Origin of the sequence: Oerskovia flava (genome assembly GCF_026163685.1) — a bacterium.
GTDB lineage: Bacteria > Actinomycetota > Actinomycetes > Actinomycetales > Cellulomonadaceae > Oerskovia_A > Oerskovia_A flava.
The window spans coordinates 93,124-113,123 of record NZ_JAOXSR010000001.1 but is presented as its reverse complement, the minus strand read 5'-3'; the positions used below and the strand labels follow the sequence as shown (position 1 = coordinate 113,123).

General features: G+C 73.5%; 16 protein-coding genes and 1 riboswitch. Of the genes, 9 read left to right on the top strand and 7 right to left on the bottom strand.

What is annotated here, in order from left to right; translation table 11 throughout:
• Window positions 1-52: 52 nt before the first annotated feature.
• Complete coding sequence (locus OHL10_RS00485) at window positions 53-664, bottom strand: TetR/AcrR family transcriptional regulator (protein WP_265520192.1); 612 nt, start codon at window positions 662-664, stop codon at window positions 53-55.
• Window positions 665-921: 257 nt separating this feature from the next.
• Here OHL10_RS00485 and OHL10_RS00480 point away from each other — a divergent pair, with 257 nt between their 5' ends.
• Together OHL10_RS00480 and OHL10_RS00475 are read left to right on the top strand one after the other, a co-directional pair.
• Window positions 922-2,265 carry an MFS transporter gene (locus OHL10_RS00480; protein WP_265520191.1) on the top strand — a complete coding sequence of 448 codons (1,344 nt, stop codon included), beginning with the start codon at window positions 922-924 and terminating at the stop codon, window positions 2,263-2,265.
• Window positions 2,262-4,151: a glycoside hydrolase family 3 protein gene (locus OHL10_RS00475; protein WP_265520190.1), complete on the top strand. Its 1,890-nt coding sequence runs from the start codon at window positions 2,262-2,264 to the stop codon at window positions 4,149-4,151. The genes OHL10_RS00480 and OHL10_RS00475 overlap by 4 nt, the downstream gene beginning before the upstream one ends.
• 12 nt (window positions 4,152-4,163) lie before the next feature.
• Here the strand turns inward: OHL10_RS00475 and OHL10_RS00470 are convergent, their stop codons facing one another.
• Window positions 4,164-5,003, bottom strand: coding sequence for a peptidoglycan-binding protein (locus tag OHL10_RS00470; RefSeq protein WP_265520189.1), 840 nt, complete (start codon window positions 5,001-5,003; stop codon window positions 4,164-4,166).
• 320 nt (window positions 5,004-5,323) lie between these two features.
• Between OHL10_RS00470 and OHL10_RS00465 the strand changes: the two genes are divergently transcribed.
• From OHL10_RS00465 to OHL10_RS00450, 4 genes are all read left to right on the top strand, one after another.
• Complete coding sequence (locus OHL10_RS00465) at window positions 5,324-6,037, top strand: ABC transporter ATP-binding protein (protein ID WP_265520188.1); 714 nt, start codon at window positions 5,324-5,326, stop codon at window positions 6,035-6,037.
• Entirely contained in the window at window positions 6,037-6,891 is an 855-nt protein-coding gene (locus OHL10_RS00460; protein ID WP_265520187.1) for a hypothetical protein, read from the top strand. The genes OHL10_RS00465 and OHL10_RS00460 overlap by 1 nt, the downstream gene beginning before the upstream one ends.
• 73 nt (window positions 6,892-6,964) lie before the next feature.
• Window positions 6,965-8,500, top strand: coding sequence for a sensor histidine kinase (locus OHL10_RS00455; protein ID WP_265520186.1), 1,536 nt, complete (start codon window positions 6,965-6,967; stop codon window positions 8,498-8,500).
• Window positions 8,497-9,159: a response regulator transcription factor gene (locus tag OHL10_RS00450; RefSeq protein WP_265520185.1), complete on the top strand. Its 663-nt coding sequence runs from the start codon at window positions 8,497-8,499 to the stop codon at window positions 9,157-9,159. The genes OHL10_RS00455 and OHL10_RS00450 overlap by 4 nt, the downstream gene beginning before the upstream one ends.
• A gap of 87 nt (window positions 9,160-9,246) precedes the next feature.
• Here the strand turns inward: OHL10_RS00450 and thiC are convergent, their stop codons facing one another.
• The 3 genes from thiC to clpB all read right to left on the bottom strand — a co-directional run bounded on the left by thiC (window position 9,247) and on the right by clpB (window position 14,892).
• The gene (thiC, locus tag OHL10_RS00445) at window positions 9,247-10,905 is read right to left on the bottom strand and encodes a phosphomethylpyrimidine synthase ThiC (RefSeq protein WP_265520184.1); all 1,659 of its coding nucleotides are present in this window, start codon (window positions 10,903-10,905) and stop codon (window positions 9,247-9,249) included.
• Window positions 10,894-11,004, bottom strand: a riboswitch (TPP riboswitch). Its footprint overlaps the gene before it by 12 nt.
• A 96-nt stretch (window positions 11,005-11,100) precedes the next feature.
• Complete coding sequence (locus tag OHL10_RS00440) at window positions 11,101-12,144, bottom strand: CAP domain-containing protein (RefSeq protein WP_265520183.1); 1,044 nt, start codon at window positions 12,142-12,144, stop codon at window positions 11,101-11,103.
• A 123-nt stretch (window positions 12,145-12,267) separates the two neighbouring features.
• Window positions 12,268-14,892 carry an ATP-dependent chaperone ClpB gene (clpB, locus tag OHL10_RS00435; RefSeq protein WP_265520182.1) on the bottom strand — a complete coding sequence of 875 codons (2,625 nt, stop codon included), beginning with the start codon at window positions 14,890-14,892 and terminating at the stop codon, window positions 12,268-12,270.
• 179 nt (window positions 14,893-15,071) lie between these two features.
• Between clpB and OHL10_RS00430 the strand changes: the two genes are divergently transcribed.
• Window positions 15,072-16,379, top strand: coding sequence for an LppM family (lipo)protein (locus tag OHL10_RS00430; RefSeq protein ID WP_265520181.1), 1,308 nt, complete (start codon window positions 15,072-15,074; stop codon window positions 16,377-16,379).
• A 17-nt stretch (window positions 16,380-16,396) separates the two neighbouring features.
• Here the strand turns inward: OHL10_RS00430 and OHL10_RS00425 are convergent, their stop codons facing one another.
• Window positions 16,397-17,446 (bottom strand): enoyl-CoA hydratase/isomerase family protein, encoded by a 1,050-nt coding sequence (locus OHL10_RS00425; RefSeq protein WP_265520180.1) that lies wholly within the window; start codon window positions 17,444-17,446, stop codon window positions 16,397-16,399.
• Window positions 17,447-17,532: 86 nt separating this feature from the next.
• Between OHL10_RS00425 and OHL10_RS00420 the strand changes: the two genes are divergently transcribed.
• Entirely contained in the window at window positions 17,533-18,552 is a 1,020-nt protein-coding gene (locus tag OHL10_RS00420; protein ID WP_265520179.1) for an alpha/beta hydrolase, read from the top strand.
• Window positions 18,553-18,592: 40 nt separating this feature from the next.
• Here OHL10_RS00420 and OHL10_RS00415 read toward each other — a convergent pair whose 3' ends face one another.
• Window positions 18,593-19,327, bottom strand: coding sequence for an SDR family NAD(P)-dependent oxidoreductase (locus tag OHL10_RS00415; protein ID WP_265520178.1), 735 nt, complete (start codon window positions 19,325-19,327; stop codon window positions 18,593-18,595).
• Window positions 19,328-19,357: 30 nt separating this feature from the next.
• Here OHL10_RS00415 and OHL10_RS00410 point away from each other — a divergent pair, with 30 nt between their 5' ends.
• The gene (locus OHL10_RS00410; protein WP_265520177.1) at window positions 19,358-19,945 is read left to right on the top strand and encodes a MarR family winged helix-turn-helix transcriptional regulator; all 588 of its coding nucleotides are present in this window, start codon (window positions 19,358-19,360) and stop codon (window positions 19,943-19,945) included.
• Window positions 19,946-20,000 lie beyond the last annotated feature (55 nt).

Sequence of the window (20,000 nt, the reverse complement as noted above, 5' to 3'; positions counted from 1 at the left end):
GGATGCGTGGCGCGTCCCGTCCCGGCCGTGTCGGTGCCGTGCCAGCGACGTGTCAGGGGGCGAGGACGAGGGATACGTACGTCTGCAGCGCCTCGGCCATGTCGACGACCGGCCCGCCCGCGTCCCGCTCGAGCAGGAACTGGACCTGCAGCCCGTCCATCAGGGCGACCAGCGCTCGTGCGGTGTGCTCGGGATCGACGTCCGCCCGCAGGCGCCCCTCGGCGGCACGCTGCTCCAGCTCCGCCTGCGAGCGGTCGAGCACCGTGCGGTAGCGGCGCTGGAAGTAGGCGTGCGCGGGGTGATCGGGCGCGGTCGCCTCGGCGGACAGGATGCAGTACAGCTCGACGATGCCGGGCCGCTCGGCGTTGCGCCGCACGAGCCGCACGAGCGACGCGAAGTAGTCCCCGCCCGCGGCCAGGTCGGCCTCGAAGGTCGCCATGTCGACCTCGTCCCGGTGCTCCAGGACGGCCTCGAGCAGCGCCTCCTTGGTGGGGAAGTGGTGCAGGAGACCTGGGTGCGAGATGCCGACCCTCGCGGAGATCTCCCGCAGGGATGCCGAGTGGTAGCCGACCTCCCCGAAGAGGCGTGTGGCGGCCTCGATGAGCTCCTCGCGCTTGGCGCGGCCCTTCGCGTACCCGCGGCGCACGGCGGCGGCGTCGGTCATGGCGTCTCCGTCCCTGTCGTCGCGACCACTCACCCTCGTGCCGGTCGCGCGGTCGTGCTGGGCTCCGAACACTACCTCTCCCCACGGACGATCAGCGCCCGGTACGAGGCGGGGACGGCGCGACCCCCGGACCTTTCCCCAATCCCGACCGCCTGGTAGCGTTCTGACTTACCAAGCGGTCGGTTTCTTGCCGAGGGGCTCGACACCGGCCGGGAGCGACGCCACCGACGGCGCCGCCGGAGACACAGGAGTCATCCATGGCCGCACACAGCTCCCCCGCCCCGGGCACGCCTGCCGCGCCGCTCGGCCCACCCGTGACCGCCACGAGCCCCGACACGGGCACGTTCACCGGTACCGACGGCACGAGCGGCCCCGGCCGCGAGCCGCGCACCTACATCCCGACCCTCGCCCTGACGAACGTCGGGATCTACCTCGCGCTGCTCACACCCGTCATGGTCACCATGGCGTTCAAGGTCCAGAGCATCGTCGGGGAGGAGCGCCAGGCCGCCGTCCTCGGCGTCGTGCTCGGCATCGGCGCGCTCTTCGCCATGTTCAGCAACCCGCTCGCCGGGCGCCTCTCCGACCGCACGGCCTCCCGGTTCGGCCGCCGCCGGCCGTGGATCGTCGGCGGCTCGGTCGTCGGCATCGCCGCCCTGTGGGTCGTGGCGACCGCGACGACCGTCCCCGTCCTCGTCGTCGGCTGGTGCCTCGCCCAGGCCAGCCTCAACGCGGCGCTCGCCGCGACCAACGCGACGCTCCCCGACCAGGTCCCCGTCGCACGGCGCGGTCTCGCGTCCGGGCTCGTCGGCTTCGGCATCCCGATCGCGATCCTCACCGGTTCGATCCTCGCCGGCGCGTTCACCGACGAGCTGCTGCGCTTCGTCGTCCCCGGCGTCGTCGCGCTGGTCACCGCGCTGCTCTTCGCCGTCTTCCTCAAGGACCGCCGCCTCGAGCACCGCCCCGCCGCACGCTTCGGCATCAAGGACTTCGCCGGGTCCTTCGTCTTCGACGTGCGCAAGCACCCCGACTTCGCCTGGACGTGGCTGTCGAAGTTCTTCGTCATGTTCGGCTACGCCGGCGTCGCGACCTTCATGCCGTACTACCTCGGCACCCGGTTCGGCCTGGACGAGGCCGCGACCATCGCCATCATCATCACCGCGAACTTCGCCTCCGTCGGCGCCATGCTCGTCTCCAGCTTCCTCGGCGGCTACCTCTCCGACAAGGTCGGCAAGCGTCGGCCCTTCGTCGCCGCCGCCGGGCTCATCATGGTCGTCGGTCTCGTCCTGCTCGCCTTCGCCCCCAGCACCGGGCTCGTCGTCCTCGCACAGGGCATCATCGGCTTCGGCGCCGGGTCGTTCCTGTCGGTCGACCTCGCGCTGGCGACCCAGGTCCTGCCCGACCTGGACGACACCGCCAAGGACCTCGGCGTGCTCAACATCGCCAACGCCCTCCCCCAGTCGATCGCCCCGCTCGTCGCGGCACCTCTGCTGGCCCTCGGCACCGCGATCGGCGTCGGCGGGTACCCGTTCCTCTACCTCGTCAGCGCGCTCGTCGCCGCCACCGGCGCGGTGCTCGTCTACCGCGTGAAGAGCGTGCGATGACGACCACCGACGTGCCCGGCACCTCGACCGCCCCCGCACCTGCCGGCGCCCCCTACCGCGACCGGGCGCGCCCCGTCGACGAACGGGTCGCCGACCTCCTCGCCCGGATGACGCTCGAGGAGAAGGCCGGCCAGCTCTTCCAGACGATGGTGGCGGTCGGCGACGGCGGCACCCTCACCGAGGACGACCCGACGTTCGGGCTGCCCGGCACCACCGAGATGGTCGCCGGGCGGCACATGACGCATCTCAACGTCCTCGGCGCACCCGGCACGGCCCGGGAGATGGCCGAGTGGTACAACCGGCTGCAGGAGCTCGCCGAGAGCACCCGCCTCGGCATCCCCGTGACCGTCGCGAGCGACCCCCGGCACGCCGTCACGGACAACCCCGGCGCCGGGCTGCTCGCCGGGCCGTTCTCCCGGTGGCCCGAGACCCTCGGGCTCGCCGCGATCGGCGACCCGGACCTCGTCGAACGCTTCGCGGACATCGCGCGGCGCGAGTACCTGGCCGTCGGGATCCGTACCGCCCTGCACCCGCAGGTCGACCTCACGACCGAACCCCGCTGGGCCCGCGGCGCCGGGACGTTCGGGGAGGACGCCGGGCTCACCGCCCGCCTCGGCGTCGCGTACGTCCACGGGTTCCAGGGGACCGGCGCACTCGCCCGTTCCACCGGGGCCGACGGGATCTTCGGTACCTCGTCCGTGTCCACCATGACGAAGCACTTCCCCGGCGGCGGCCCCCAGGCCGACGGCGAGGACCCCCACTTCCCCTACGGTCGCGAGCAGGTCTACCCCGGTGACCGGTTCGACCTGCACCTCGCGCCCTTCCCCGCGCTGATCGCCGCCGGGACCCGCCAGATGATGCCGTACTACGGCATGCCGATCGACCTGCGGGTCGACCTCGGGAACGGGCCCGAGGAGGTCGAGCCCGTCGGCTTCGGGTTCAACCGGCAGATCGTCACGGCCCTGCTGCGCGAACGGCTCGGCTTCGACGGGATCGTGTGCACCGACTGGGGGCTGGTCACCGACGCCGAGGTCATGGGCCGGCCGTTCCCCGCCCGCGCGTGGGGCGTCGAGCACCTGGCGCCGCTCGACCGCGTGCTCACGATCCTCGACGCCGGCGCCGACCAGCTCGGCGGCGAGGCCTGCCCCGAGCTCGTCGTGGAGCTCGTGCGGTCCGGACGGGTCGACGAGGCACGCATCGACGCGTCCGTACGCCGGCTCCTGCGGGAGAAGTTCGTTCTCGGCCTGTTCGACGACGGCCGGTACGTCGACGTCGACGAGGCCGCGGTCGTCGTCGGGCACCCCGACTTCCGCGCCGCGGGCGCCGCCGCGCAGCGCGCGTCGGTCACGGTGCTGACGAACGGGCCGACCGGGGTCTCGCCCACGACACCGCTCCCCCTCTCACGGGGTCTGCGTGTGTACGCCGTAGGGGTGGACGCCCGGGTGCTCTCCGAGCACGCGACCGTCGTGGGCTCGCCGGCCGAGGCCGACGTCGCGATCCTGCGGCTGAGCGCACCGTACGAGGAGCGCGGACCGGGCTTCGAGTCGTTCTTCCACGCCGGGTCGCTGGACTTCCCCGACGACGTCCTCGCCCACGTCCGCGAGGTCGCGGCCGCGGTGCCGACCGTCGTCGACGTCTACCTGGACCGCCCGGCGATCCTCACGCCGGTCGTCGCCGCGGCGGCCGCCGTTGTCGTGAGCTTCGGGTCGAGCGACGAGGCGCTGTGCGACGTGCTGTTCGGCCGGGCGGCCCCGCAGGGACGGCTCCCGTTCGACCTGCCCCGGTCGACGGCCGCCGTCGAGGCGTCGCGCGAGGACGTGCCGTTCGACACGGTCGACCCGCTGTTCCGCTGCGGGCACGGCCTGGAGGTACCGACCGACGTGTGACGCTCTGGACCGCTACCCGACCACGTCCTGCTCGGACCCGCTGCTCGTCCCGTCCTCCGGGGAGGTGGGCAGACGGTTGCTGCTCACACCCTCGGGGACGCTCTCGGAGACACCGTCGGACGGCCCGGTCGCCCCGGCGGACGGCGCCGCGGCGAGGGCGTCGGTGGTCGCCCCGGACACGGTGCCGCTGGGCTCGAGACCGTGAGCCGTCTGGAAGTCGCGGACCGCGCGCACCGTGGCAGCGTCGAACGTCCTGGTCACCGCGACGTCCGCACCGTGGGCGCGCAAGCGCTCCTGCACCCACTCGACCGCGGGACCGGAGTCGCCCGGCTCGATCGGCTCCGTGAGGTCGGGCTGCTCGGGCGAGACCGGCTCGGGCTTCTGGGTCGACGTCTGCGAGGGCTCCGTCACCTCCGGCTCGGACGTGGTCGCGGACGGCGACGGCTTGTCCGGCTCGTCGTTCTCCGTCGGTGAGGCGTCGGGCTCGGACGGCGTGGTGGCCGCCGGCGCGGGGGTCACCGGCGCGGACGGCTCGGGAGCGGGGTCCGGCGTGCCGGGCGCGGTGGTGTCGATCGACTCGGGCGGCTCCGGCACCGGCGGCAGGCCGCTCGGGTCGCCGTCGACCGGCTCGGAGCTCGGCGTGACCCCGGGCGTCCCGAGGTCGAGCTCGTCCGCCCAGTCCTCCCCGGCGCCGTCGGGCACCGCGACGCTCTGGCTCGTGACCGTCGCCGCTCCGACCGCACCCGCGATCGAGAGCAGCACCACGATCGCGCCACCACCGGCCGCGACCGTCACCCACGGCAACGTGGTGCTGCGGTGCTGGCCCGCGCGGCGCGTCGTCAGACGGGGCATGGCACCTCCAGGGGTGATCGGCGAGCGTCCGGGCGGAGCGGTCGGCAGGGCGGTCGATGGAGCGTGCAGGTGAGCGTGGCGAGCAGGACAGGGGCACCCGACGCGACGGGCGCAACGACCCAGTATTGCCCCACACCCCACCGTCTTGTCACGTCCACCGCTCCGACCTGCACAAACGTCACGGCCGCCCACCGAGCGGCCACATCGGTACCGCACGGACCCGTCGGAGGTCGCAACCACGGTTCCTCCCTGCGCCAGAAGCGCCCACCCGCCCTCGACGACGAGGCTGGCAGCACACCGACATCGAAAGGAGAACCGGGATGCACGCCATCGAGATCTCGGGTCTGCGCAAGTCCTACGGCACGTTCGACGCCGTCAGCGACATCACCTTCTCCGCACGCCCGGGCCGCGTCGTCGGCCTCCTCGGGCCCAACGGGGCGGGCAAGACCACCACGCTCCACATCCTGCTTGGCCTCGCGTCCGCGAGCGCCGGGACCGCGACCGTCCAGGGCCGCGCCTACGCCGCCCTCGACCACCCCGAGCGGGTGGTGGGCGCGCTGCTCGACGCCGGCGGGCTGCACCCCGGTCGCAGCGCGCGCGACCACCTGCGGGTGCTCGCCGCCGCGGGCGGGCTCGACCCCCGACGGGTCACCGAGGTGCTCGAGCTCGTCGGGCTCGACCGCGCGGGCGGCCGCCGCGTGCGCACCTACTCGCTGGGGATGCGCCAGCGCCTCGGCCTCGCCGCCGCGTTGCTGGGCGACCCGCAGGTGCTCGTCCTCGACGAGCCCGCGAACGGCCTCGACCCCGCCGGGATGCGCTGGTTGCGCGACGTCCTGCGCACGTTCGCCGACGACGGCGGGACGGTCCTCCTGGCGAGCCACGTCCTCGCCGAGGTCACCCAGGTGGCCGACGACCTGGTCGTCGTCGGGCAGGGCCGGGTCATCGCGGACGGCAGCCTCGCCGAGCTCGTCGGCGACCAGTCCCTGGAGGACTTCTACCTAGAGCTGACCGCCGCCACCGAAGGAGTGCGCTGATGTACCGTGCCGAGCTGCTCAAGCTGCGGACCACCCGGGCCGCCTGGGTGATCGCCGCCGTCGCCCTCGGGGGGATGCTCCTCGTGCAGGCCGTGTCCCTCGTGCTGCCTCAGCTCCTCGAACGGCTGGACGCCGCCGGGGTCACGAGCGACGCCGACCTGCCCCCCGACGTCGCCGGCGACCTCACGGCGATGCTCGACGTCGCCCAGCCCGCCTTCCAGCGCAGCGCGCTCGACCTCCTCGCCGCCGGACCCGGCGGCACCGGGAGCACCGGTGTCACCGCGATCTGCATGCTCCTGCTCGGCGTTCTCGCCGTGACGGCCGACTTCCGCCACGGCGGCATCGTGCCCACCGCGCTCGTCCGCCCGTCACGGCTCGCGATCCTCGGGGCGAAGGCCGGTGCCGTCGCGACCGCCGCCGTGGTGATCGGCGTGGGGCTCGCGGTGCTGTCGGCGCTCGGCCTGACCGTGGCGCTCGCCGCCGGGGACGCACCCCTCGTGCTGTCCGCGGCGGAGGTGCTCGGCGTGTGGGGCCGAGGCCTCGCCGTCCTCGCGCTCTTCGCCTGGATCGGTCTCGGGATCGGCACGCTCGTGCGCAACCAGGTCGCGGCCGTCGTCGTCGTGGTGGCCGCGGTCCTCGTCGAGCCGATCGTCCAGGCCCTCGTCATGCTGCTGTCCGACGGCACCTCGAACGTGGCGTCGTGGATGCCGCAGGCGCTCGGCTCGATCGCGTCGACGGGTCTGGGGGCGTCGACCGCGCTCGGTGCCGCAGCCGCCCTGGCCGGGCTCGCGCTCTGGGCCACGGCGCTCCTCGCCGGTGGTGCCGCGAGCCTACGGTCCCGCGACCTCGTCTGACGGCGCCGTGCACGCCGACCCGCACGTCGTGTCCTCTACGGTGGGACACCACGACCTCGGAGGGAGCCCGCCCATGAGCGTGCACGACGCCGGGCGGCGCCTCCTCGCGCGGCTCGGGATCCGCAGCGACCTCGGCCGGGACACCGTCCTGGCAGGGGTCGTCGCGACCCTGTCCGTCGGGATGTTCCTCGTCGTCGACGGGCTCCTGAGCGCCGAGATCCTCGCCGAGACCGCGGACCTCGCGGTCCTCGACGGCATCCACGTCACCCCCGCCGTCCGCGCCACGACGTGCCTGCTCCTCGTGGCGCAGTCGATGGCCCTGTGCCTGCGTCGGCGCGCTCCCGCGCTCACGCTGGGCCTGACGGTGGTCGGTCAGGTCGCGATCGACGCGACGCTCCCCGCCGGCTACTCCATCCAGGGTCCCGCCACGATCGTCGCTGCGTACACGGTCGGCGCCTACGCCTCGCGGCGCACGACGCTGTGGTCGATCCCGACGGCGGTCGTGGCGAGCGTCGTCCTCGGCTTCGTGCTCGGCGGCGGCGCCGGTGAGACCCAGACGACCTCCGTCGCGCTCAGCGGGATCTTCGTGTCGACCGCGATCACCTACCTCGGCGCGGTCCTCGCCGGCGCCTACGTCGGCGCACGCCGCGAGCTGTTGCGGGGCCTGCACGCGCAGGTCGCGCAGGCGGAGCGGGAGCGCGAGGCGCTCGCCACGCAGGCGGTCCTCGAGGAGCGGGGCCGGATGGCGCGCGAGCTGCACGACGTCGCCGCGCACCACCTCAGCGGCATCGTCGTCCAGGCGACCGCCGCGGAACGCCTCGTGGCGAGCGACCCGGAACGTGCCCAGGAGTCGATGCGGTGGATCCGGGCGCAGGGGCGCGAGACGCTGGACAACCTGCGGCTCGTCGTCGGGATCCTGCGCAGCGACGTCGACGGGCCGGTAGCGGCTGCGGTGGGCGAGGCCGAGGGCGGCGCACCGGTCGCCCGGTTCGAGCCGGCCGAGCACGTGCCACAGCCCACGGTCGCCGACCTGCCCGACCTCCTCTCCCTCGCCCGCACCGCCGGTACGCAGGTCCGCGAGGAGACCGTGGGGGAGCCGTTCGAGCTCGGCCCCGCCGCCCAGCTCACCGTGTACCGGGTGCTGCAGGAGGCCCTGTCGAACGCCCGGCGGCACGCCCCCGGCCGCACGATCGACGTCCTGCTCGAGCACGGCGCGAGCGCGCTGGTCCTCACCGTGCGCAACCCGGGGGTGACGCCCGTCGTCAGCGACCACCGAGGAGACTCCACCGGTTCTGCCGCGACGACCCGAGGCAGCGCCGAGGCCAGGGCGGAGGCGAGGGCCGGCGAGGTGGGCGGGCCGCAACGGCAGGGGCACGGCGTCATCGGCATGACGGAGCGTGCGGCGATGATCGGCGGCACCCTGGTCGTCGGCCCGCTGCCCGAGGGCACGTGGCAGGTCCGCCTCACCGTCCCCCGCCCTGCGACGTCCCGTACCCCGGCCGGGTCGGCGCACCGGGACGGACGTCCTCAGGCGTTGACCGAAGCACCTGCCGAGGTGTCGGCCAAGGTATCGGCCGAAGTGCTGACCGACAGGCAGGAGCACGCATGATCCGGGTGGTGCTGGTGGACGACCAGGCGGTGGTGCGCGCCGGGTTCGCCGTGATCCTCGAGAGCGAGGGCGGGATCGAGGTCGTCGGGCAGGCGTCCGGCGGCCGCGAGGCGGTGCGGGTGGTGCGCGAGACCCGACCCGACGTGGTGTGCATGGACGTCCGGATGCCCGGCGGGGACGGGATCACCGCGACGCGCGAGATCGCGGGACCGGGCGCCGTCGACCCCGTGCCCGTGCTCGTGGTGAGCACGTTCGACCTCGACGACTACGTCTTCGGGGCGCTCGAGGCGGGCGCGAGCGGGTTCCTGCTCAAGGACGCCGAGCCCGAGGTGCTGGCGGACGCGGTGCGCCGGATCGCGTCGGGCGAGGGGCTCGTGGACCAGTCGCTCACCCGTCGTGTCATCGACGAGTTCGCCCGACGACGCTCCCCCGCCGCCCGCGACGAGGAGGCCGCAGCGCTGCTCACGGCCCGCGAGCACGACATCCTCGCGCTGCTGTGCCGGGGCCGCTCGAACGCGGAGATCGCGCAGGAGCTGTACCTCGAGGCGAGCACCGTGAAGTCGCACCTCAGCCGCATCATGACCAAGACGGGCCTGCGCGACCGCGTCCAGCTGGTCGTCTGGTCGTACGAGCACGGCATCGCCACCCCCCACCGCTGAGCCTCACCGCTGAGCCCCACCGTGAGTGCGGGCAATGTGCGCGGCCGAACCGTTTCGACCGCGCACATTCCCCGCACTCAGCGCTCGCTACGGCTGGTTCGCCGTGACCGGGAGGTAGACGCGGCCGCCGGCGTCGGCGAACTCCGCGGACTTCTCCGCCATCCCCGCCTCGATCGCCTCCACCGACGTCAGGCCGTTCGCCTCGGCGTACTCGCGCACGTCCGCGGAGATCCGCATCGAGCAGAACTTGGGCCCGCACATCGAGCAGAAGTGCGCGGTCTTCGCGGGCTCGGCCGGCAGCGTCTCGTCGTGGAACGCGCGCGCGGTGTCCGGGTCCAGCGAGAGCGCGAACTGGTCGTGCCACCGGAACTCGAACCGCGCCCGGGACAGCGCGTCGTCGCGCAGCTGCGCCCGGTGGTGTCCCTTGGCGAGGTCCGCCGAGTGCGCGGCGATCTTGTACGTGATGACACCGGTCTTCACGTCGTCGCGGTTCGGCAGGCCCAGGTGCTCCTTGGGCGTCACGTAGCAGAGCATCGCCGTGCCGGCCTGCGCGATCATCGCCGCGCCGATGGCAGAGGTGATGTGGTCGTACGCGGGCGCGATGTCGGTCGCGAGCGGGCCGAGCGTGTAGAACGGCGCCTCCTCGCACAGCTCCTCCTCGAGCCGCACGTTCTCGACGATCTTGTGCATCGGGACGTGCCCGGGGCCTTCGATCATCACCTGCACGCCGTACGACTTCGCGACCTTCGTCAGCTCCCCGAGCGTCCGCAGCTCGGCGAACTGGGCGGCGTCGTTGGCGTCCGCGATCGACCCGGGGCGCAGCCCGTCCCCGAGGGAGAACGTGATGTCGTACTCGCGGAAGATCTCGCACAGCTCCGCGAAGTGCGTGTAGAGGAACGACTCCGTGTGGTGCGCCAGGCACCACGCCGCCATGATCGACCCCCCGCGCGAGACGATCCCCGTGACCCGGCGCGCCGTGAGCGGCACGTACCGCAGCAGCACGCCCGCGTGGACCGTCATGTAGTCGACGCCCTGCTCGGCCTGCTCGATCACCGTGTCCCGGTACACCTCCCAGGTGAGCAGCGCAGGGTCGCCCTTGACCTTCTCGAGCGCCTGGTAGATCGGCACGGTCCCGACCGGGATCGGCGCGTTGCGCAGCACCCACTCGCGAGTCTCGTGGATGTCCTTGCCCGTGGAGAGGTCCATGAGCGTGTCCGCACCCCAGCGCGCGGCCCAGACCATCTTCTCGACCTCCTCCTCGATCGAGGACGTCACGGCCGAGTTCCCGATGTTGGCGTTGATCTTCACCGCGAACGCCTTGCCGATGATCATCGGCTCGGACTCGGGGTGGCGGTGGTTGGCGGGGATCACGGCCCGGCCGCGCGCGACCTCGTCGCGCACGAGCTCGACGTCGACCCCCTCGCGGGCGGCCACGAAGCGCATCTCGTCGGTGATCACCCCGGCCCGGGCCCAGGCCAGCTGGGTCCGCGCACCGTCGACGGCCGCGGGCCGCTCCCAGTCCGCCCGCGTCCGGGGCAGACCCGTCCGCACGTCGATGCTCGCGGCGTCGTCGGTGTACGGACCGGACGTGTCGTACAGGTCGAGGTGCTCACCGTTGCTCAGGTGCACACGGCGCTCCGGCACGCGCAGGTGCTCGTGGCCCGGCACGGGCTGGTGGATCTTGCTGGAGCCCTCGATGGGGCCGGTGGTGACGGCGCGCGCGGGCGCGCTGCTCTGCGAGCTCATAGTTCTCCCTACGTCGGCATGATCCGAACAGGTTCGAACGGTCGGCGGCGCGTGAGCCGCCCTCTCAGCTCGCTGCTGCGAGCTCCCGTGGGTGTTCAGTTGTGGTGTGCTGTCACGGTTCGTCCCGTGCGGCGCCACCGTACCCCACCCGTGCCCGACGGCGCAGGGCGGGTTCGCGGTGGCGCGTCCCGCTGGCTACTCGTACCCGAACTTCTGCACCCAGGTCGCGCCGACGTGCGCGAGGCCCATCGACCGGAAGCTGCAGTTGAGGATGTTCGCGCGGTGCCCCTCGGAGTTCATCCACGCGTCCATGACGGCGGCGGCGTCCCGCTGACCCTGGGCGATGTTCTCGCCGCCCGGGCTCGGGTACCCCTGCGCCGTGATGCGGTCGGCGAACGACCGGCCGTCCTGGCTGTCGTGGCTGAAGTAGTTGTTGTCCTCCATGTCCTGCGCGTGCAGCGTGGCCGCACGGTCGAGACGGTCGTCGCCCGTGAGGGCAGGGCAGCCCGCCGCCGCGCGGTGGTCGTTGGCGATCGCCAGCACCGCGTCGGCGTCCGTGGAGCCGGAGTCCGAGCCGGACCCGGAACCCGAGCCCGATCCGGAGCCCGATCCAGAGCCGGAGCCCGGTGCGGCCGGGTCGCGGAGCAGCGCCGCCCGCGTCTGCGGGCCGGCGATCCCGTCAACCTCCAGCCCCTGGGCCTCCTGGAACCCGCGCAGGGCCTCGTCGGTCCCCGGCCCGAAGTCTCCGTCGGCCTCGACCTCGGCGCCGTGCACCTGCAGGCGCTCCTGGATCTCGACCACCTCGGGGCCCGTCGACCCGAGCTGCGGCGGGCCGTCGGGCTCGGGCTCCTCACCCACCTCGTCGGTGGGTCCGTCGGTCGGCGACTCGTCGGGCTCGGACTCGTCACCCGAGGAGTCGTCCGGGGTCCCGGGGACCTTCTCGGCCGGCGGGGAGGCCTCACCGGACGCGCCGTGTGCCGCGTCGTCGTCCGACCGGGCCTCAGCCGTCGGGCTCGGCGCGAGCGCCGGGCGATCCGTCGAGCGGGACGTCGGCCCGTCCCACCGGTCGGCGAAGGGCAGGGACGTCGAGGCCCCGGAGAAGTGGTGCTCCGCGACGCCGACGGCGGCGCCGCCCGCCGTCGACAGCACGCAGACCGTCAGGAGCGCGGACCACCAGCGCGCGCGGTGGTCCGACGCGCGGTGCCGTACCTGGCCTGACGATGCTGCGGTCCTCGGCATCGAGGTGCCTCCTGGGGCTGGCGGGGTCGATCGGCACGCCGGTCGACGGCGCCGAGATGCGCCCCAGTATGTCCCAGATCAGGGCGAGAGTGGACCCCTCCGTCCGACCAGTTCCCGGGCAGGTCAGGCCGCGAGCGCCCCCGCGGTGAGCGTCAGGCCCGCCGTGTCCGGGAGCCGGTCGACGACGACCGCGGTCCCGTCGGCCACCTCGCCCGCGAGCAGCATGCGCGCGAGCCGGTCGCCGATCTCCCGCTGCACGAGCCGGCGTAGTGGCCGAGCGCCGTAGGCAGGGTCGAAGCCCTCGAGGGCGAGCCACTCGCGCGCCGCCGGGCGGACGTCCAGCGTGATCCGCCGGTCCTCGAGGCGCCGGGCGAGCCCGTCGACCGTGATGTCCACGATCCGGCCGAGCTCGTCGAGCGTCAGCGGGTCGAAGATCACGACGTCGTCGAGCCGGTTGATGAACTCCGGCTTGAAGCTCGCCCGCACGGCGGACATCACTCCCTCGCGCTTCGCGCCGTCGTCGAGCATCGGGTCCACGAGGAACTGCGAGCCGAGGTTCGAGGTGAGCACGAGGATGACGTTGCGGAAGTCCACGGTGCGGCCCTGGCCGTCGGTGAGGCGACCGTCGTCGAGCACCTGCAGGAGGATGTCGAAGACCTCGGGGTGGGCCTTCTCGACCTCGTCCAGCAGGACCACGGAGTACGGCCGACGACGCACGGCCTCGGTGAGCTGACCGCCCTCCTCGTAGCCGACGTACCCCGGAGGGGCGCCGACGAGGCGCGCGACGCTGTGCTTCTCCGAGTACTCGGACATGTCGATGCGCACCATGGCGCGCTCGTCGTCGAACAGGAAGTCCGCGAGGGACTTCGCGAGCTCGGTCTTGCCGACACCGGTCGGCCCGAGGAACAGGAACGAGCCGGTGGGACGGTCGGGGTCGGCGACGCCGGCGCGCGAGCGTCGTACGGCGTCGGACACCGCCGCCACGGCCGACTTCTGGCCGATGAGGCGCTCGCCGATGACGTCCTCCATCTGCAGGAGCTTTTCGCTCTCGCCCTGCAGCATGCGGCCCGCGGGGATGCCGGTCCACGCGGAGACGACCTCGGCGATCTCGTCGGCACCGACCTTGTCCGCGATCATGGGGGCCTGGGCCGGCCCTTCGACGCCGTCGGCCTCGGCGCCGCGGGCCTCTTCGCGCTCCGCGTCGTCGAGCTGGCGCTGCAGCTGCGGGATCTCCCCGTACTGCAGCCGCCCGGCGGTCTCGAGGTCACCCTCCCGCACGGCCCGCTCGACCGCGATGCGCAGCTCGTCGAGGCGTGCGCGCAGGTCGCCGACGCGGTTGTGCCCGGCCTTCTCGGCGTCCCACCGCGCCGTGAGGGCCGACAGCTCCTCGCGGCGGTCGGCGAGGTCGGCGCGCAGCCGCTCGAGGCGCTCGAGGCTGGCCGGGTCGGTCGACTCGGAGAGCACGACCTCCTCCATCTCGAGCCGCGTCACGGCGCGCTGCAGCTCGTCGATCTCGACGGGCGACGAGTCGAGCTCCATGCGCAGGCGGGAGGCGGCCTCGTCGACGAGGTCGATGGCCTTGTCCGGGAGCTGGCGGCCGGTGATGTAGCGGTCGGAGAGCGACGCGGCGGCCACGAGGGCCGAGTCCGCGATGGTCACCTTGTGGTGCGCCTCGTACCGCTCCTTGAGCCCGCGGAGGATCGCGACGGTGTCCTCGACCGTCGGCTCGCCGACGTAGACCTGCTGGAACCGCCGCTCGAGCGCCGGGTCCTTCTCGACGTGCTCGCGGTACTCGTCGAGCGTCGTAGCACCGACGAGGCGCAGCTCACCACGCGCGAGCATGGGCTTGAGCATGTTGCCGGCGTCCATGGCACCGTCCGCGCCGCCGCCTGCGCCGACGACGGTGTGCAGCTCGTCGATGAAGGTGACGACCTGGCCGTCCGAGGACTTGATCTCCTCGAGGACGGCCTTGAGCCGCTCCTCGAACTCACCGCGGTACTTGGCGCCGGCGACCATGGCGGCAAGGTCGAGCGCGACGAGCTTCTTGCCCGCCAGGGAGTCGGGGACGTCGCCCGCGACGATGCGCTGGGCGAGGCCTTCGACGACGGCCGTCTTGCCGACGCCGGGCTCGCCGATGAGGACGGGGTTGTTCTTGGTGCGCCGGCTGAGGACCTGCACGACCCGACGGATCTCGGAGTCACGCCCGATCACGGGGTCCAGCCTGCCCTCGGCGGCTGCCGCGGTGAGGTCGTTGCCGTACTGCTCGAGCGCCTTGTAGGTGCCCTCGGGGTTGGGGCTGGTCACCCGGCCGCTGCCGCGCACCGCGGGGAGCGCCGAGCGCAGAGCTTCCGCGCTGGCTCCGGCCTGCTGGAGGATCGTCGCGGCCTGCGAGCTGCCGGCGGCGATGCCGAGGAGCAGGTGCTCGGTCGAGACGTACTCGTCCCCGAGGCCCTGGGCCTCGGTGCCGGCGTTCTCGAGGGCGACGGACAGGGCGCGCGAGGCGGTCGGCTGCGCGACGGCGGACCCGCTCGCGGTCGGGAGCGCCACCAGGGCGGCGCGCACCTTCTGGCCGACGGACTGCTTGTCGGCGCCGACGGCGTCGAGCAGCCCGACGGCGACGCCGCCCTCCTGGGTCAGCAGCGACCCGAGCAGGTGGACGGGTTCGAGCTGGGGGTTGCCGGCCGCGGACGCGGACTGGATGGCGTCGCCGATGGCCTGCTGGGACATGGTCGTGAACTTGGTCTCCATACGTGCTCCGTGCTCGTGAGGTTCAAGGGCTGGGTCTGCCTGTTCAACGATGTCAAAGTTGAGTCTATTCCACTCAACTCTGGGCCGCATCGTGACGATCGGATGAAACTCACCCGACAAAAGCCGTGTTACGGGCACCGCCCCTCGCGCTGTCCCAGCGAACCCGACATGCTGGTGGGGTGACGACTGGACACTCCCCCGAACTGCTGCGCCGGCCTCGACGACGACTCGGTCTGGGCGCGCTCCTCGCGACCCTGACCCTGGTCCTCACGGGCTGCATGCGCATGGACATGGACCTCACCCTCTCCGAGGACGACACCGTCAGCGGCTCGTGGGTCATGGCGTTCTCCGACGACATCGCCGAGATGATGGGCGAGGACCCCGAGTCGTTCTGGGAGGAGAACAGCGACGACATGACCGGCGACATGCCGGACGGGTCGACGCAGGAGCCGTACTCGGAGGACGGCTACACCGGCACCCGGTACACCTTCACCGACCAGCCGATCACCCAGATGGGCGGCATGGCGACCGGTTCCGACGACTTCTCCATCGTGCGCGAGGGCGACGAGTTCGTCGTCACGGGTGCCATGGACCTGTCCGACGAGGAGATGGGCACCGACGACGCGCAGGCCGACGCCCTCACCCAGCAGCTGCTCGAGGGCTTCGAGATCCGGATGGCCATCACCTTCCCCGGCGAGGTCACCGAGGCCTCCGGCGAGATCCAGGGCAACACCGTCGTGTGGACTCCGCAGATCGGCGAGGTCAACGAGATCACCGCGCGCGGCTCCGCCATCCCGAACGGCGCGGCGGGCACCGAGACCGACGCGACCGACGACGGCGCGGGCACCGGCGAGGACACGGACACCTCGACCGACGAGCCGGGCGCCGAGACCGAGGACAGCACCGAGGCGGCCGCGGCCGGGTCCGGTGGCGGTCTCGCCTGGCCGCTGATCGCCGGGCTCGGGCTGCTCCTGCTCATCCTCATCGGTCTGGTGCTGTGGCTCGTCCTGCGCAACAAGGGTGGGTCGCCGACCGACGCGCCCGCCGGCGCGTACGCCCAGGGCTACCCGCAGGGCGGCCAGCCCGGCGGGTTCGGGCAGTACCCGGGCCAGCCCGGTCAGCCGGGTCAGCCCTACCCCGGCCAGCCCTACCCCGGCCAGCCGCAGCCCGGGCAGCAGTACCCGGGTCAGTATCCGGGCCAGCCCCAGCCCGGGCAGCCCTATCCGGGTCAGCCGCAGCCCGGCCAGCAGTACCCCGGGCAGCAGCAGTACCCCGGCCAGCAGCCCGGCCAGTACGCCCCGCAGCCTCCGCCGCCGGGGCAGTACCCGCCGCAGCAGACGCCGCCCGGCCAGTACGCCCCGCCGCCCCCGGACGCGACACAGCCGCTGCCGACCCAGCCGCCGGCCGTCCCGCCCGCTCCCGACTCGGAGATCGACGACACGACGCGGCTGCGCCCGACCGACCCGCCGGCACCGCCGGCACCGTGACGTCGCGCGGCTGAACGTCAGCCCCAGAGCGGCTCGGGCGGCACGTACGCGAGCGCGGCGTGCGCGACGCCCGGGTCGAGCTCGGCGAGGGTCGCAGGTCGCCATCGCGGCGAGCGGTCCTTGTCGATCACCTGGGCGCGGATGCCCTCGGGCAGGTCGGGCTGCGTCTCGATGAACCACGAGACCAGCCCGTACTCCTGCTCGAGGGCACGGCGCAGCGTGGGCAGGTCGCGCGCGCGGCGCACCGCCGCGAGCGTCACCGTGAGCGCGGTGGGCGACAGCGCCTCGAGCGTCGCGACCTCCTGGGCCGCCTGCTCGTCGCCACGCCGCGCGGCGTCGTGCAGCCGGTCGACGATCTCCTCGACCGTGGCGGCGGCGTAGCAGGCGTCGACGTGCGCACGACGGGCGGCGAGCGGCGCCTCGGGCGGGGCGACGGCGTACCGCGCGACGGCCTCGGCGACGTCCCCGGTGCGCCGCAGCTCGTCCACGAGCGCGGGCAACCGGTCGGCCGGGACGAGGTGGTCGGCGAACCCGGCGTGGATCGCGTCGGCGCCCGTCATGCTCGCGCCCGTGAGGGCGAGGTGCTCCCCGAGGTGGCCGGGCGCCCGTGCGAGGAGCCACGACCCGCCGACGTCGGGCGTGAAGCCGATCCGGGTCTCCGGCATGGCGACGCGCGAGCGTTCGGTGACGACGCGCACGGCCGCGTGCCCGGACAGCCCCACACCACCACCCATGGTGATGCCGTCCATGATCGCGACGACCGGCTTCGGGTACTCGGCGATCGCGGCGTCGAGGGCGTACTCGCGCCGGAAGTACCGGCGCGCGTCGGGGTGGCGACCGTCCGTGACGGACCCGTAGAGCTCACGGATGTCGCCGCCCGCGCAGAACCCGCGCTCACCGGCCCCGTCGAGGACGACGGCGGCGACCGCCGGGTCGTCCCGCCAGGCCTCGAGCACGCCGGCGACCTCGTCGAGCGTGAGGTGGTCCAGCGCGTTGAGCGCACGCGGTCGGTCGAGGGTCAGGTGGCCCAGGCCGCCGTCGGCGTGGGCGAGGATCCGGCTCGTCACCCTGGCACGGTACCCCCGCGTGTGGTGAGGTGGTGACCGGCTCGTCGCGGCACCGCGACCAGCGGCCCGACGACGAGAGGTGACGCGTGACCGAGGAACCCACGACCCCCTGGCGCACCGACGTGCTCGGCGAGGACTGGGTCGCCCGACCCCTCGCGCTGCCGGCCGGCGCGGTGGCGACGCTCGTGCGCCGCCGGGTGCCCGACGTCGGGCAGGACCCGCTCGCGGGCGCGCCCGCGGTCCTGTACGTGCACGGGTTCGTCGACTACTTCTTCCAGATGCACGTCGCCGAGGCGTTCGAGTCGCGCGGGTACCGCTTCTACGCGGTCGACCTTCGTGGGTACGGACGGTCGATCGGGCAGGGGTCGAGAGAGGCCCTTGGGAGCCCGGACGACGGGCCCAACTACGTCACCGACCTCGGTGTCTACGCGCAGGACCTCGACGCCGCCGTGCGGGCGATCCGCGCAGAGGGGCACGACGACGTCGTCCTCCTCGGGCACTCGACCGGCGGCCTGATCGCGAGCCTGTGGACGGACGCCCGCCCCGGGCAGGTCCGGGCGCTCGTCCTCAACAGCCCCTGGTTCGACCTCAACGAGAACTGGTTCACCCGCGTCCCCGGCACGTGGGTGCTCGACGCGCTCGGCAGGATCGCGCCGCGGCTCGTCGTCGGCAGTCTCGACCCGCACTGGGGCCGCGCGCTGCACGCGCAGACCGGCGGGGAGTGGGACTACGACCTCGCGTGGAAGCCGCACGAGGGCTTCCCTGCGCGCGCCGGGTGGTTCCGCACGATCCGGCGCGCGCACGCCCGGATCGCGCGTGGGCTCGACATCGACTGCCCGGTGCTCGTGCTGACCTCCGACCGGTCCGGACCGTCGAAGCACTGGCACCGGGACCTCCTGACGACCGACAGCGTGCTCGATGTCGAGCACATCCGGGCGCGCGCTCCGGGGCTCGGCCACGACGTGACCCTCGCGACGGTCGACGGCGGCGCGCACGACCTCGCCCTGTCCCCGGAGCCGGCCCGGAGCCGCTACCTGGCCGAGGTCCTCGACTGGTTGGCGCGCCGCGGGGTCCAGGGTGTGGCCGAGAGCCCTGCGCGAGGCTGAGGCAGGGGTCCGGGCGAGGCCGCAGGTTCGGCCACGGCTCTCATCGCGCGGCCTGGGCGCCACCGTTGACCGGCACGACCTGGCTCGTGACGTGCCCGGCCTCCGGGGAGGCGAGGAAGGTGACCAGGGCGGCGACGTCGTCCGGCGTCCCGGCGCGACCGGTCAGGGTCTCCGCGACCAGGCGCTCCCGCCGGGCGGGCGTCATGGTGTCGCCGAAGAACTCGGTGTCCTCGGTGAGTCCGGGCGAGACGACGTTGACCGTGATGCCCCGGGGCCCGAGCGCTCGCGCCTGGCCCACGGCCCACGCCTCGAGCGCCGCCTTCGCCGCGCCGTACGACCCCGCGCCCGTGCGCGCGGCGATGGACCCGATCGCGACCACCCGGGCGCCTTCGACGAGCCGTCCGGCCAGCGCCGCGGTGACGAGGACGGCGGTGAGGACATTCGCCGAGTGGCTCGCACGCCACTCGGCGGCCACCGCGGCCAGCCGTGCCGCCTCCCCCGGGCTCTCGGGGCCGGGGGTCCGCGCGACGCCGCCCGCACAGTGGACCAGGACGTCCACGCTGCTCGGCAGGTGGTCCAGCGCGGTGGCCACCTGTTCGGGGTCGGAGGCGTCGAAGCTCAGCGCGGTGACGCCCAGGTCCGTGGCCACCTCGTCCAGCGGCGCCCGACGGCGGCCGGTCACCCATACCTCGTCGCCGGCACGGGCGAAGCGTGCGGCGCAAGCCCGTCCGATGCCGGTGCCGCCCCCGGTGATGATCACTCTGCGCACTGTCATGGGCACCATGTTTAGGTCTAAACTCAGAACGTGTCAATAGCCCACCCCACCGACCCCACCCTCGACGACGTCGACCTGATCCAGGAGGAGTGGGCGCGCGAGCGTCCCGACCTGCCCCTGCGCTCGATCGGTGTCCTGACGCGGATCCGCCGGATCGCCAAGGTCCTCGAGGACGACCGGCGCCGCACCATGGCCGCGCTCGGCATGGACCCGGCGATCCGTGACCTCCTCGCGACCCTGCGCCGCTCCGGCCCCCCGTACCGGCTCCGCGCGAGCGAGCTCGCCGACCGCTGCCGCGTCAGCCGCGGTGCGATCACGCAGCGCGTCGACCGGGCCGAGGGGGACGGTCTCGTGCGCCGCGTCCCCGGCGGAGACCCGGCCGCGGGACAGGGAGCGGGATCCGGAGGGCTGCCCGGCGGTCGCCTCGCCGTCTGGGTGGAGCTCACCCCGGCAGGCCGAGAGCTCGTCGAGCGCACCGTCGAGCAGCTGCTCGCCCACGAGGACGACCTCGTCGCGGGGCTCGACGACGAGGAGATCGTGGCGCTGTCCCGAACGCTGCGACGTTTTCTCCGCCTGCTCGACGGCGAACCGCCCGGCAGGGCCGACCCCCAAGGCTGAGACGGCAGCGACCGCCGTGTCCGATTCCCGCTAGGCAACGCCGGGTCGAGGGCGC